Source organism: Acinetobacter sp. GG23, assembly GCF_057766365.1.
In genome coordinates, this window is the sequence record NZ_JBYMDJ010000007.1 from 141,514 (window position 1) to 156,249 (window position 14,736).

Annotated in this window: 12 protein-coding genes; 9 read left to right on the forward strand and 3 right to left on the reverse strand. The window is 39.5% G+C overall.

Features of this window, described 5'->3' with window-relative positions:
- Positions 1–83 precede the first annotated feature (83 nt).
- From AC3CAU_RS12415 to rpmE, 4 genes are all read left to right on the forward strand, one after another.
- Positions 84–2,231, forward strand: a complete 2,148-nt coding sequence (locus AC3CAU_RS12415; RefSeq protein ID WP_447053366.1) for an AmpG family muropeptide MFS transporter — start codon at positions 84–86, stop codon at positions 2,229–2,231.
- 283 nt (positions 2,232–2,514) lie between these two features.
- Positions 2,515–2,916: a lactoylglutathione lyase gene (gene gloA / locus AC3CAU_RS12420; protein ID WP_131214720.1), complete on the forward strand. Its 402-nt coding sequence runs from the start codon at positions 2,515–2,517 to the stop codon at positions 2,914–2,916.
- A gap of 229 nt (positions 2,917–3,145) precedes the next feature.
- Positions 3,146–4,144 (forward strand): bile acid:sodium symporter family protein, encoded by a 999-nt coding sequence (locus AC3CAU_RS12425; RefSeq protein ID WP_131214718.1) that lies wholly within the window; start codon positions 3,146–3,148, stop codon positions 4,142–4,144.
- Positions 4,145–4,344: 200 nt separating this feature from the next.
- Positions 4,345–4,575, forward strand: coding sequence for a 50S ribosomal protein L31 (rpmE, locus tag AC3CAU_RS12430; protein ID WP_131214716.1), 231 nt, complete (start codon positions 4,345–4,347; stop codon positions 4,573–4,575).
- 88 nt (positions 4,576–4,663) lie between these two features.
- On the opposite strand, the gene AC3CAU_RS12435 is transcribed toward rpmE, so the two are convergent.
- From AC3CAU_RS12435 to epmB, 3 genes are read right to left on the reverse strand one after another with little or no spacing between them, the layout of a single operon-like run.
- Complete coding sequence (locus tag AC3CAU_RS12435) at positions 4,664–6,781, reverse strand: EAL domain-containing protein (protein ID WP_131214714.1); 2,118 nt, start codon at positions 6,779–6,781, stop codon at positions 4,664–4,666.
- The gene (locus tag AC3CAU_RS12440) at positions 6,763–8,508 is read right to left on the reverse strand and encodes a GTPase (protein WP_447053365.1); all 1,746 of its coding nucleotides are present in this window, start codon (positions 8,506–8,508) and stop codon (positions 6,763–6,765) included. Before AC3CAU_RS12440 ends, AC3CAU_RS12435 begins: the two co-directional genes overlap by 19 nt.
- Positions 8,509–8,522: 14 nt before the next feature.
- Positions 8,523–9,539: an EF-P beta-lysylation protein EpmB gene (gene epmB / locus AC3CAU_RS12445; RefSeq protein WP_425915081.1), complete on the reverse strand. Its 1,017-nt coding sequence runs from the start codon at positions 9,537–9,539 to the stop codon at positions 8,523–8,525.
- Between the two features lie 70 nt (positions 9,540–9,609).
- On the opposite strand from epmB, the gene efp reads away from it, so the two are divergent.
- The 5 genes from efp to AC3CAU_RS12470 all read left to right on the forward strand — a co-directional run bounded on the left by efp (position 9,610) and on the right by AC3CAU_RS12470 (position 14,736).
- A complete protein-coding gene (gene efp, locus AC3CAU_RS12450; protein WP_086194499.1) occupies positions 9,610–10,179 on the forward strand; it encodes an elongation factor P in 570 nt (189 codons plus the stop codon).
- 173 nt (positions 10,180–10,352) lie between these two features.
- A complete protein-coding gene (locus tag AC3CAU_RS12455) occupies positions 10,353–12,458 on the forward strand; it encodes a carbon starvation CstA family protein (protein WP_131214709.1) in 2,106 nt (701 codons plus the stop codon).
- Positions 12,455–12,757 (forward strand): YbdD/YjiX family protein, encoded by a 303-nt coding sequence (locus AC3CAU_RS12460; protein ID WP_447053364.1) that lies wholly within the window; start codon positions 12,455–12,457, stop codon positions 12,755–12,757. The genes AC3CAU_RS12455 and AC3CAU_RS12460 overlap by 4 nt, the downstream gene beginning before the upstream one ends.
- Positions 12,758–12,867: 110 nt before the next feature.
- Entirely contained in the window at positions 12,868–13,818 is a 951-nt protein-coding gene (locus AC3CAU_RS12465) for an AAA family ATPase (protein ID WP_447053363.1), read from the forward strand.
- A 12-nt stretch (positions 13,819–13,830) separates the two neighbouring features.
- A complete protein-coding gene (locus AC3CAU_RS12470) occupies positions 13,831–14,736 on the forward strand; it encodes a DUF58 domain-containing protein (protein WP_447053362.1) in 906 nt (301 codons plus the stop codon).

The window sequence follows — 14,736 nt, forward strand, 5'->3', positions numbered from 1 at the left end:
AATGATTTCGTAAATATTGTTGAAACCTATCGCATTACGCGTTTGAATAGCGGCATTGAGTTTTTGCAGAACATAATAAATCAATGACAACACAATCTACTGGATGGAAATCTGCCTTTACGGCATTTCTTGATCGCCGTGCCCTTATTATGCTGTTTTTGGGTTTCTCCGCAGGTATTCCGATATTACTGATTTTTTCAAGCCTGTCTTTATGGCTCGGGGAAGCCGGAATTGATAAAAGTGCAGTGACTTTTTTTAGCTGGGCCGCGCTGGGCTATTCCTTCAAGTTTGTTTGGGCGCCGCTAATCGATGAATTACCGGTTCCGGTACTGACGAAAATACTCGGTCGTCGTCGGGCATGGCTGTTGATTGCGCAAGTACTGATTATCTGTGCCATTTGTATTATGGCATTTTCAAATCCTGCACTCGGGCAAAGTTATTTGTATCAAATGGCTGTGGGTGCAGTGTTGCTGGGCTTTTCTGCGGCAACCCAAGATATTGTGATTGATGCTTACCGGATTGAACTTGCTGAAACACAAATGCAGACCGTTCTGGCTTCTACCTATAATGCCGGTTATCGCATCGGGATGATTGTAGCGGGTGCAGGGGCGTTATTTTTAGCGGCATCCTTGGGTACAGCGAAAGGCAACTATATTTATAGTGCCTGGAAAATCACTTATTTAGCCATGGCTGCGGTGATGGTAGTGGGTATTATCACCACATTGGTGATTCGTGAACCGCAAGTGAATCGGATCTATAAAGATTATAAACGTACCGATTACTATCGCTTGGTTGCTGTATTTTTCGTGGCCGTGATCAGTTTTGTACTGAGCTATATTTTCTCTGGAAACTTAACCGAAGCGATTAAATCTCAATTTGAAATTTCAGATTCGATCTTATTGTTCTGCTTTGAAGCCCTGCGTTTTATTGGCTCTGCTGCTGTTGCTGTATTGATTGGTACCTTGCTGGTAAAAATGGGTGCCGTAAACAAACAAATGGCATTTGAAACCTGGGTCAATCCGATTGCAGATTTCTTTAAGCGTTATGGTGTAAAACTGGCATTAGTGTTGTTGCTGTTAATTGGTTTTTACCGTATTTCCGACATTATTGCCGGTGTAATCTCCAATGTGTTTTATCAGGACTTAAACTTCACCAAAGAGCAAATTGCTGAAGCAGTTAAAATTTACGGCGTGATTTTTAGTCTGGTTGGCGGTTTCTTGGGTGGTTTACTGGCACAGCGCATGAACATTATGAAGTTGATGTTTATCGGCGCAATCTTGGCCAGTTCAACCAATCTGATATTCATTGGTCTGGTAAAATCAGGACAGCAAATCAATGATGTCAATGTGACAGTCGGACAACAAAGTTATAATGTGCAGTCAGATGAAGTCGGATACTGGAAACTCAAAGTACCGAGTCAGGTATTGGCACAGGCCAATGACATCCAAGTTACCGCACAATATCAGGAGGGTTCACAAAATACTGCAATCACGACAGTGCCATATTTAAAGCAGGATGCAAAACAATCTAGTATCCAGATATTGCCTGTAACCAGTGACAATACCATTGCCTTATATGAGAAAAATAATAGTTTGGTGATTCGTGGACAGTATTTTGGACCGTTACTGTCTGAATCTCGAAAAATTGTTTTAAGTTTAGATGGTCAGAAATTTAATGCAAATCTGGATAAAACAGGCGTGTTTAGTGCGGCAATTCCGGCTGAGATATTGATCAATTCCGCTTCTAAACAGCTGGTTGCTGAAGTGATTGAAAATAATCAAGTCTTGTCAACCACCCAGCATCGCTATACGACCAATATGAATTTGAGCGCCGCCAAAGATTTAGATGTCGATGTCCAGCCTTTACCAATCATAAATACCCAATCCACTGACGAAATTGAAATTACAGGCAAGGTGATTAAACCTTATAGTTCTCTGTGGTTATATTTTGCCATTATTGTCGATAACTTGGCCTCTGGTCTTGCAGGTGCTGCATTTATTGCGTTCTTGTCGAGTTTAACCAGTGTGTCATTTACCGCAGTGCAATACGCAATTTTTAGCTCACTGATGACTTTAACTCCTAAAATTTTAGGCGGTTATTCGGGTACGATCGTAAGCAATATTGGTTATCCGAATTTCTTCCTTATGACTACGCTGATTGGAATTCCCATTTTGATTTTAGTGGTATGGGTGGCGAAGTTATTAAAGGAACATTCCGCTCAACAAAGCTAAATAAACCTGTTCAAGTAGATTTAGCAATTAAAAGCCTATTTTGTCTTTTTGATGAAATAGGCTGTTTCTTTTTTAGAGTGTGATTGGACTATAAATAAAAGCTGGACAAGTAACATCAGTTCGATTAATTCTACTCTCGCTGAGTGGAAGCCCATTCCATCCTACCGCAAATCAATCGTTTAAAAAGCAACATCCCTCGCTGCTTTTTAAGGGGTAAAATTTGAATTATCTTGCTACATTGCCTATATTGGCAGTAAATAAGGAATGAATAGGAAAGTCAAAGATGCGCATGCTACATACTATGTTACGTGTAGGTAATTTGGAGCAGTCGTTAAAGTTCTATACTGAAGTGCTTGGTATGACTTTGCTTCGTAAACGTGATTATGAAGAAGGTCGTTTCACTTTAGCGTTTGTGGGCTATGGCGATGAAAAAAACAATACTGTATTAGAGCTGACCCATAACTGGGATACTACAAGTTATGAGTTGGGTAATGGGTATGGTCACATTGCCATTGCGGTAGATAACGCTTATAAAGCCTGCGAAGAAATTAAAGCACGCGGTGGTAAAGTTGTACGTGAAGCGGGGCCAATGAAAGGCGGCGTAACAGTCATTGCTTTTGTTGAAGATCCAGATAGTTATAAAATCGAGCTTATTCAGCAAGATGTAAATGCCAGAAATAACTAATAGACTCCTTTTATAATTGTTGACACCCTTTTTATTTTTCTTCTATAGCGGAAAAATAAAAAGGGCTTAGAAAGAAATTTAATTATAAAGTGATATAGATTAACTAAATATTGAACATTGCATTGAAAAACTGGCTTTATTTATTCAGCCCAGTAAGATGAAACTTTACCGCTAGGTAAATTCACTTATTGGGCTTTTTTATATTTTTTAATAATTACAGGATGTAGCAATGTTAAAACTGTTGGCATTGGATCGCTTTACTATTTTGCTGATTATTATGGTGATTTTGGCAACAATAGTTCCCGTATCTGGTTTGGCTGCAAATATTTTTGGGCTAATTACCTCAGGCGCAATTGCAATTTTATTCTTTTTGCATGGGGCAAAACTGTCTAGAGAAGCTGTGGTCCAAGGTATGATGCATTGGAAATTTCATGTGCTGGTGTTTGCTTTTACATTTGCACTCTTTCCGCTTTTAGGGTTGTTGGCGAAGCCCATTTTATTGCCCTTGTTGGGGCGTGAGTTATACTGGGGTTTCTTGTTCATGTGCTTTTTGCCATCAACCGTCCAGTCCTCTATTGCCTTTACCTCTGTTGCAAAGGGGAATGTGGCCAGTGCAGTGTGCAGTGCTTCATTTTCCAATATTGTCGGGATGTTTATTACCCCGGTACTGGTCAGCTTTTTTATTTTAGGTCAGTCACAACATGGCTTTGATCCGACCTCATCCATTATTCAAATTACCTTGTTATTGCTGGTGCCTTTCGTATTGGGACAGTTATTGCGTCCGTATGTTTATCCGTTTATGTTGAAATTGCCAAATATCGTCAAGGCGTTCGATCAGGGCACTATTCTCATGGTGGTTTATGGAGCCTTTAGTGGGGCTGTAGTTGCAGGATTATGGGATGTGGTCAGTTGGCAAACCTTATTAATTTTAACAGTGGCATGCTCAGTGTTTTTAACTGTGATTATGCTGTTGGCTTTTTACCTTCCAAAATGGTTGGGTTTTAACCGGGAAGATCAAATTGCGATGTTTTTTTGCGGTTCCAAAAAAACTTTGGCAAGTGGTGTACCGATGGCACAAATCTTATTTATCGGACAGCCTTTAGGGATGATTGTTTTGCCGATTATGATTTTCCACCAAATTCAATTGATGGTGTGTGGTGTTATTGCTAACTATTGGTCAAAGCAGCCTATAGAGGAATTTAAAACTGTAGATGAGTTAAAAGAATAATTAGCTATCTGATCTTATTTGCCGTATAATTAGGCCACTTGTTGTGCTTAGCTCTGGCGGTATCCGTCTCGGTGGGCCAAAAGAATGGTCTGTTATGGTGTTGGTCTGGCTTTTCCTTGGATAGGCTTTTCCTCATGAATCATGAGAGTGATCAATTGCGATGACAGCATAAGCCTTTCTTAACTTAGGAGTAATCGACGATGCGCGCCGATATTCACCCAAAATATGAAACATTAGTTGCTACTTGTTCATGTGGTAACGTAATCGAAACTCGTTCAGCGATTGGTAAAGAAACTCTTTACCTTGACGTATGTTCAGCTTGCCACCCATTCTATACTGGTAAACAGAAGAATGTGGACACTGGCGGTCGTATCGACAAGTTTAAACAACGTTTTTCTGGTATGTCACGTTCTATCAAACGTCCTGACTAATACTGTTAAATGTAGAAAAACGGGCAAAATGCCCGTTTTTTTATGCCTGAAATTTGTGTATGTTGCAGCAAGAAAATATGTACAAGACCTATTGGTCTTGTACATCAATCAGGTGATCCAGTTTTTTCTGGAAATAATCACCTTGAATAAAGCGGGCATCTACATTCCAAGCGTTTGCGAACAGCGTCATATCATTTAATTCGCGTAGCATAATTTCAACAGGTTTAATTTCATGGAAAATTTTAATTTTTTCCTGTAATTCCTGGGTAGATTGTTCGGTATTTAACATTGTCGTCAAGGTGTGATGTAATGTTAAACCATTTATATCCAGTTGACGTAAAGCAGATTCACTATAAATGCTATTGCCAAAGTCCCTTAAAGATACTTCAGCACCAAACTGGCGTAATTGAGTAATATGCTTTTGTGCATCTGAAATATTCTGGGTAAGGTCTTCTTCTGAGAATTGTAAAATAAGCGGATGCGTTAATTTACTGCGTACAATCGTAATCAGCTTAGAAATAAATTCCGGGAAGGTTCGATCGTGAAATAACACTTCTTTATTTAAATTGACAATCAATTTCGCTTCAGGATACTGCGTAATAAAATTATGTAATTGTTTACATGACTCAACTAATATCCAGCGATCCAGTTTAATCGATAATTCTGGATCTTCTGCCAATTCTCTTAAACTGGATAAATCTTTCCAGGAGTTTTCAAAAATAAAGCCACTAGTGACTTCGTAAGTATATAAATTCGCATCTTGCTTATCATAAAGTTGTTGATATTTAAGATGAATCTCTCCGCGATCCAAGCTTTGTTCTAAGGCTTTGATTAACGAAGATTCAGGCAAAGAATTTGACGGCTTCATTTCTGGATGGTGAAGTTCCAGCGTTGGAATATCTAAATGCGTTTTTAACTCAAGCTCTGCGGTGGGTGCATTTTGCGGTAAAGCCGTGTTGTAAGCCGAACTAACAAATTGTTCAAAATGGCTTTCGTCACGAATTTCACCATCTAAGATTACATATCCAATTCTTAAATTAAGCGGATAACTTGATTGATTGACTGTCAATAATTGTGGTTTGGTGAGTGAGCTTAAACCAATAAGCTTAGATTCTAATTTGGCTTGAGATTCTGCCTGGAATAAGCCAGTAACAATACCAGGTGAAACTTTAAATAATGGAACATGGGTTTGTTCTTTTAAAAACTCTTTTATCTGACTGAAATAGTTTTTTGAAGTAACCCAATTAGTTTCGAAAATATTTTCAGGAAAAGCGGCTAAAGAGAACAGAACCAGCGCATTAATATGAGAAGGCTGCTTGGTAATAGTGCGATTAATTTGCTGATAGATATTAGGTTTCTGTATACTTTTTTCTGTTGCCACAGATGTTATATTACCCGGTTCAGAAGTTTCAATATCAATGGTAATTTGTAATGCATCTTCATCTGTAGCGGGTAAAAATTCGATTTTAAGCGGATTCGGAATAGAAACATGGTCATTTAATGTGGTGACTTCTAATCGACCTAAATCAAACTGACCTTGAGTAATTTTTTTGAAACGCAACTTAAAGTCATTCAAATCTTTCGGTTGTAACAGGTCAAGCAAAGGAAGACCTACGATATCTTCCTCGTTTTTAATCCCAAACAGTTGTAAATATTCAGGATTGGCATGAATATGAATGCCTTCTTGAATAAGGGCAATGGCCTTATTGCTATCATGTACTAAAGACTGTGCATGAGTATGGGCAGATTCTAACTCATCCATTAAATGTTGTTGGGCGAGCAATAAACGACTTAATGAAAGTGCACGGAGCAAGCCAATATAAAAACGATCTGGATAATCCAGATTTAAAATGTCGTAAACGCCTTTACGAATATAACCCGCATATTGATCTGCCTGATAATTCTCTGGTTTTAGAAGAAGAATAGGTAAGTTGGGTTGGTTGGATAGTTGGATTAAACTTAATGCTTGTTCATATTTTAAGTCATAAGCACGGCCAAAAATGACCAGATCCCAGTTTTGATGTAATTGTTTTTCAAAATTTTGCAAATCATCCAACAATGTTGCATGTACAACATGTCCACTCGATGTTAAAAGATCAAGAATTTGGTTAAAACGTATTTGATTATCATCGATAATGAGTAAACGCGTCTCGGTACGTTTTAACTTTTTAGACAATAATGGATTTCTCACTTCAATGCTTCCCATAAATCATGATTCTTTATTTCATTCATTTGTTTGTTGATAAAGTTGTTAATCAGGCTTTCTTGCTGATCATTAAGCAACTCAAATTCAAAACGGATAAAACTTTGAGTAATAAGTTGTGCTTTGGTCAGATAAATTTTTAATTCTTCTTTTCCTAATCGCAAATGAATGGTCTGTTTTTCTCTAAACATATGCGAGCCTGATACAATTAAACTGGTTGCAACATTATCAAGTTGAGAAGTTTGAACGATAAGTGCAGGTTGATAGTTGCTGCTGTTACGCTCAGTTTTCACCATGACGGAGCAGGGGAATAAATCTTGCGCCAATACTTCAAGCCCAAGTTCCAGGCTTTTTTCGGTTGACTGTTTAATCCAGCGAACCACACCGCCACGCCAAGGGCTATTGGTATTTTCCTGAATTAAAATAAATTCTCCGGTTTTTAAATTCGAGGGGGTAACACCCGTCCATTTAATTCTGTAACCATTGACACTAATATCCAGAACTTCAGCTGGATAGATTTGTTTTGCTTCCCGATCCAGAACTTTAGCTGTGGTGATTCCAACGGGAATATTTGAATTCATTGAATTGATAAATGTACTTTCATTTTGGAAATGATAATTATTTTCTACTTCTAAAGTTTCGTGAAAGTTTTTACCTTTAGATAAGTAAAAGTGGGCTACAGAAAGACTGAAACAGATCTGCAATTGTGCTGAATATTCGTAGCGCTCATGGCGACGTTCAATATTGGTTGTAAGTAAATTATGAATATGAAAGTGTAATGCTGGAGTCAGGAATAACTTTTCATTACGCGACAGATAACCCGCTTTTTTAGTTTGGGTTTCAGACAAATGATCTAATAAATGTTGTGTTGAAATGTAGATTGTCGGTTTATATAAACTGGATTGATTGACATTGAAAACCGGTGGATGATCTTTATTGGTATCTACGATATAGCGAGAAAGCGTGGTTTCTTTAGGTAAAATGTGAACCAGTTTTGCCCAGTCAAAACTACATAAATATAAGCCTTGCATTTCTGATGGACGAATTTGATGGGTATTGAAAATATCCAATAAAATGAGTTGGGAATAAGCTTGAGTAATGGTCTGTAATTGATGCTGCGTATCTAAAATTTGATTGATATTGGTTTGATAAAAATTATTCTTAATTGCACATTCAAGCAGTTGGTGCGCAACCAGCCATTGACCAAATAACGGTGTGCTATAGAGCAAATGTTGTTGATAAAGTAATAGGGAAAGTTGCTGTAACGCGTAATAAGTCGAAACAATTCTGGCGGTCTGCAAACTTTTCTTTTGATTAAATGCAAAAATAGAAAACTTTTGCAGACTTAGCTGGGTGTTACAGCGTTTTGAAATGTCGATATAAATTTTGGCGAAATGGCTACGTAAAAGCATAGCCAATTCAATAATTTGATCACTACGATCGGTAGTAATCAAACCTTGGTTAAAAAAATGCTTTTCCAGGCTGATCAATACATTATCAATAGTCGGATGTAGGATTTGAATTAAATCGAAACGCAGCATTTCCGGGCATTTCAGTTCTGATATTTCCAATAATGCATTGAAAAGTTCTTTTGAAGAATTGCCGAGTTGCAGAATGGACAAATTAGACACCCACTCTTGTAACCCTTTGGCATTCGATGGACAAAAGCTCAGTTGTTCCAACTTTAATTCGGTTGGCATTTGGAAGATGTCTGAATTGCTCATAATCATCGTTATTATTTAACTCAAAAAGTTGAAACTCCAAAAAGCGGTGTTTTATTTTTTTCGCCCGCTATTTCCCTAACGAGTTTAGGAACCAAATATCCTGGAAGGTTCTCTAAAACATCTTTATATATAAGATTAATCTGCTCAGGACTCAAGTCAAAATGATGCGCACCTTTTACTTTATCTAACACATGTAAATAGTATGGCATCACGCCTGCATCAAACAGACGGTAACTTAAATCCACTAAAATCTGCGCAGAATTATTGACCCCATTTAATAAAACTGCCTGATTGAGCACGGTGATTTGTTGTTGAACCAAAACTGAAAGTTTAGCGCATGTAAAATCATCAAGCTCAGCCGCATGATTTGAGTGTACCACTAGAATAATGCGTAGCCTACTGTTTTTTAATAGGGAAACCAGTTCTTCATCGACACGGTTGGGGATTACGATAGGAACCCGTGAATGAATTCTCAAAAATTTAATTTGTGATAGCGATTCTAAGCGTTCTATCCAGAGTTTTAATTTTCGATTGGATAGAGTCAGTGGGTCTCCACCACTAAAAATGACTTCATTAATATCGGGTTGACTTTCGATATAGCTTTTAATGTTGAGCCAGTCTTCATTTTTGGGCAAGTTTTCCTGATAAGGGAAATGACGACGAAAACAATAACGACAATGCACCGCACAAGCACCTGTTAAGGTGAGTAAAAAGCGCGATTTGTATTTATGGAGTACACCGGGTTGTTGATTGGCTTGCTCTTCACCCAAAGGGTCTGTTACAAATCCGATATGTTCTTCAAGTTCCAGATGATGGGGTAAGACTTGTAGTAGGAGAGGATCAAGAGGGTCGCCAATGTTCATTTTTTCGACGAATGCACGAGGAACACGTAATTTAAATTGTTCAGAAGCAAGAATTGCCCCCGATAATAATTGATCAGGTGAGAGCTGAAGTGCCTCAAGTAACTCTAAAGGATCTGTAATTAGGTCACTGAGTTGAGATTGCCAGTTTTGCTCTTGATATAAATAGTTTATCATGCCGCATGGAAAAAATAATGCTAGTCTAGCATTAATAGATTTAAGTTAGTAAGTTTGGAGTGAGCCTTTCATGGCCAATTATTCTACAAATGACTTTAAGCAAGGCTTAAAGGTTATGCTTGATGGTAACCCATGTTCAATCATGGAAAATGAATATGTGAAACCTGGTAAAGGTCAAGCATTCAACCGTGTAAAATTGCGTAATCTTAAAACTGGTAAAGTTTTAGAAAAAACATTCAAATCCAATGAAACACTGGAAGGTGCTGACATTGTTGAAGTTGAAATGGATTACCTTTATAACGATGGCGAACTTTGGAACTTTATGGATCCAGTGAGCTTCGAACAAATCACAGCTGATAAAACTGCGATGGGCGATGCTGCCAAATGGTTGAAAGACGATTCAAACGAAAAATGTACAATTATGCTTTTCAATGGTGTTCCATTGTCAGTAAGTGCACCAAACTTCGTTGTATTGAAAATCGTTGAAACTGATCCAGGCGTACGTGGTGATACTTCGGGCGGTGGCGGTAAGCCTGCGAAACTCGAAACTGGTGCTGTAGTACGTGTACCATTATTCGTACAGCAAGAAGAAAGCGTTCGTGTAGATACCCGTACTGGTGACTATTTAGAACGTGCATAATGGTTTTAAAATAGACTATTATCGGAAGGGATGATTTAAATCATCCCTTTTTTTATGCCAAAGTATTAGATGAAAAAATAATTATGAGGAGTAGAGTCGCAAAGGAACAAACAGCAGTATACCGAACAATAAAAAATAAACGCTGATTTATGCATGATATATGAGGGATTTACATGGAAACAACTCAACCGAAGTTAACCCTAACTTCAAAAATAGTGTGGCTTCTAGTCGCGATTTTAGGCGCGGTATCATTCGGGATACTCGCAATTAGCAGAGGAGAACATGTTAATGCAGTCTGGCTCGTTCTGGCTGCCATCTGTGTATATAGCATTGCTTATCGCTTCTATAGTTTATTTATTGCCAATAAAGTTTTTGAACTCAATGCAAGACGTTTAACACCGGCACATCGTTTAGCCGATGGTCTGGATTATGTTCCCACTAATAAATATGTCCTGTTTGGTCACCACTTTGCAGCCATTGCAGGTGCCGGACCATTAGTCGGTCCTATTCTTGCAGCGCAGATGGGTTATTTACCTGGCACGATTTGGCTATTGGTAGGTGTGGTTCTTGCGGGTGCTGTTCAGGACTTCTTGGTGCTGTTTATCTCTACCCGTCGTGATGGTCGTTCACTGGGTGAAATGGCTAAGCAAGAACTGGGTTCCTTTGCGGGTGTGATTGTGATGCTGGGTGCATTAGGCGTCATGATCATTATCCTTGCAGTACTTGCATTGGTAGTCGTGAAAGCCTTGACCAACAGTCCATGGGGGGTGTTCAGTATTGCTGCAACCATTCCAATTGCATTGTTTATGGGCGTATATATGCGTTATATCCGTCCAGGGAAAATTGCCGAGGTTTCGATCATTGGTTTTGTGCTGATGATGCTGGCGATTGTGTACGGTGGAAATGTCGCAGCTGATCCTTATTGGGGACCGATCTTTACACTTTCTGGCACACAACTGACTTGGTGCTTAATCATTTACGGTTTCGTTGCTTCAGTTTTACCGGTCTGGTTGCTGCTTGCGCCACGTGACTACCTTTCTACCTTCTTAAAGATTGGTGTAATTGCAGGTCTTGCAATCGGTATTATGGTGGCATTACCTGAAATGAAAATGCCTGCGGTAACGCATTTCATTGACGGGACTGGTCCCGTATTTGCAGGCTCAATGTTCCCATTCTTGTTCATTACCATTGCCTGCGGTGCAATTTCCGGCTTCCATGCCCTGGTTTCTTCGGGAACCACACCGAAACTCATTGAAAATGAAGTCGATATTCGTGTAATCGGTTACGGGGGCATGTTGATGGAGTCTTTCGTTGCTGTTATGGCAATGATTTGCGCCACTATTCTTGAACCAGGAGTCTACTTTGCAATTAATGCACCCGCTGCCGTATTAGGTACCACAGTAGAAAGTGCTGCTGAAGCGGTGCGTAATTTAGGCTTTGTGGTCACTCCTGAAGCATTGACTTTACTGGCTCAGGAAGTCGGTGAAAGCTCGATTCTTTCACGTACGGGTGGTGCGCCAACATTTGCGATTGGTATGGCGCACATTATTACGGAAATTTTTAACAACCGTTCCATGATGGCGTTCTGGTATCACTTCGCGATCCTGTTTGAAGCTCTATTCATTTTAACTGCGGTAGATGCGGGTACACGTGCTTGCCGTTTCATGGTTCAGGATACGGTAGGTATCGTGATCCCTGCGTTGAAACAATCGCACAATTTCTTCGGTAACCTGGTTGGAACCGCCGTGGCTGTTGCAGGCTGGGGGTTCTTTGTTTATCAAGGTGTGATTGACCCACTTGGCGGTATCAATAGCTTATGGCCTTTATTTGGTATTGGTAACCAGATGCTTGCTGCAATGGCACTAATTTTGGGTACTGTCATCTTATTCAAAATGAAGAAAGAGAAATATGTTTGGATCACTATTTTTCCAACCATTTTCTTATTTATTACCTGTATGACGGCAGGTTGGCAAAAAATCTTCCATGAAAATCCAAAAATTGGTTTCCTGGCACAAGCTAATCGTTTCTCTGATGCAATTGCACGTAATGAAATTTTAAAACCAGCCAAAGATGTTGCTGAAATGCAAACGATTGTGTTCTCGAATCAAATCAATGCTGTGCTTTGTGGTTTCTTTATGATTGTGGCGGTTGTAATGTTGTTGGCTGCCATTGGTGTGATTCGTCGTGCATTGGCAGATCCTAATCCAAGCGTGCATGAGTCAGAAGCGATTTACCGTGATGAGATTAGTCAAAATAAAGTGGCAGGAGAGGTGAAATGAGTCTAAAAGATCAAATTCGCCAAAAACTGGCGTTGGGTAAGATCATTAAATTTACAGTGCTTGCGCAGCCGAAAAAGTTTTTAATGTTGAATGGGATTAAAACTATTCAGATGATTTGGCAACGTCTCCAGCAAAGCTTCCGATTGATGGTGGGTGTACCTGATTATCAAACCTATTTGGAGCATATGCAAAAGAATCATCCGGACCTGGTCGCAATGGATGCCAAAACATTTTACCGTCACTGCGTGGATGCACGTTATCCAAGTGCGCGCGGTGGAATGAAGAAATGTCCCTGCTAGCCTGAATATGTATTTGTCTGAAATCTTCTGATTTCTTTTGAAAAATCAAAAAACGGTGTATGTTAATCATGCACCGTTTTTTATTGGGGGAATGAATTGTGATCTGGGGTATGAGTAAGGTTCAAAAACAAGAACTCACACACGAACAGCAACAGCTGAATCAAAAAGTTGAATCTTATGCGGCAAAAATTCAAGCATTCTTAACGCAAATCAATAGCATTATTTTAGATAAAGAACATCAGACTAAACTGGCTTTAACCAGTTTGCTGGCGGGTGGGCATGTGTTGTTTGAAGATTTGCCTGGACTCGGTAAAACGACATTGTCCAGTGCCTTATCCCATATTGCAGGGCTGAAGTTTCAGCGTATTCAGTTTACCAATGACATGCTCGCCAGTGATGTGATTGGCGTAAATATGTTTAATCAAAAACAGCACCAGTTTGAGTTCAAGCAAGGTCCAATTTTCACCCAAATATTACTTGCAGACGAGATTAACCGTTGTAGTCCTAAAACCCAGAGTGCGTTACTAGAAGCGATGGAAGAAGGTTTGGTGACGGTAGATGGGGTGCGTTATGAACTACCACAACCTTTCTGGGTGATTGCAACGCAGAACCCGCTCTTTCAAAGTGGTACTTATAGTTTGCCAGAATCGCAACTGGATCGTTTCCTGATGCGTTTGTCACTGGGCTATCCATCCCGTTCCGCAGAAAAACTGTTACTACAGCAAAACTCACGTTATGCCTTGATTGCAACGTTGGAGCACGTTTTCAGCGAGTACGAAATTTTAGAGATGCAACGACTGGTTACGCAGGTTCATCTTGCCGATGTGGTGCTGGACTATCTGCTGGATCTGGCTAGCGAAACCCGTAAAAGTCGGCATGGTTTATCCACGCGCGGTCTATTGGCTTTGAAAAAAGCAGCTCAAGCACATGCCTTCATTGAACAGCGCAGCTATGTCACGCCAGATGATGTTCAAGCTGTATTTGTTGCCGTTGTTTCTCATCGGATTGGACTAAATGAAGCAGAGACTTCACAGTTGATGCAGCAAGTGACGATTAGCTAAGGGAAGATCAAATTGGGCAAGCCTTGGCAAAAATGGTTAGCGAAACGCTTTCAATTTGAAAAAGTAAAACAGCTCTCGCAAAAAGACATTCTGATTTTTATTTATCAGCAGGGCTATCTGTATCTGGTATTGATCTTGATTACGTTTATTGCCGGGATCAATTATGCCAATAACCTGATTTTGGGTTTTTGCTTTCTGATCAGTGCAATTTTATGTATCAGTTTTTATGTCACTTTTAAACAGTTACATGAGCTCAGCATTGAAATTTCAGTAAATGAAATTGGGCAAGTGGGAAATAATCTTGATCTGCAATTACATTTTCAGCAGCCTTACAAGCAATCGCGTTATTTATGGATTAAGACTGATCAGCATTTAGAAAAAGTTTCGATTGCTGAACTCAAGCAAAAAACCACCTTGTCTTTTTTTGCTGATAAACGCGGCAAGTTTCATTACCCGATTGTGCAGATTTATGCGGTATATCCCTTTGGATTAGTTCGTGCCTGGAGCTATTTTTATTTAACAGAATATTCATGGGTTGCGCCCCAAGCTGCATTTTATAATGCGGAAAATAAACAGCATCAGCACAGTTTTGAACCTGATATGGATGAGTTTCGTGAACTTCGTAATTTCAAGTTGGGTGATAGCTTGCAAGCCGTATCCTGGAAGCAGGCTGCGCGTGGGCAAGGTTTATATATTAAAGTCTTTGAGCAGCATAATGATCAACCGAGTATGGAAATCCATTATGCAAACATGCCAAGTACCGAACATGAAGAGAAACTGAGCTTAATGATGGGGCTGATTGAGCAATGTGAACAACTGCAATCTAGCTATGCGGTATTTTTGCCTCAAGCTGAATTAGCTGTAGGCACTGGTGCAAACCAGTTGCTTCAGGCTAAAAAACTTCTGGCGCAGGCTTAA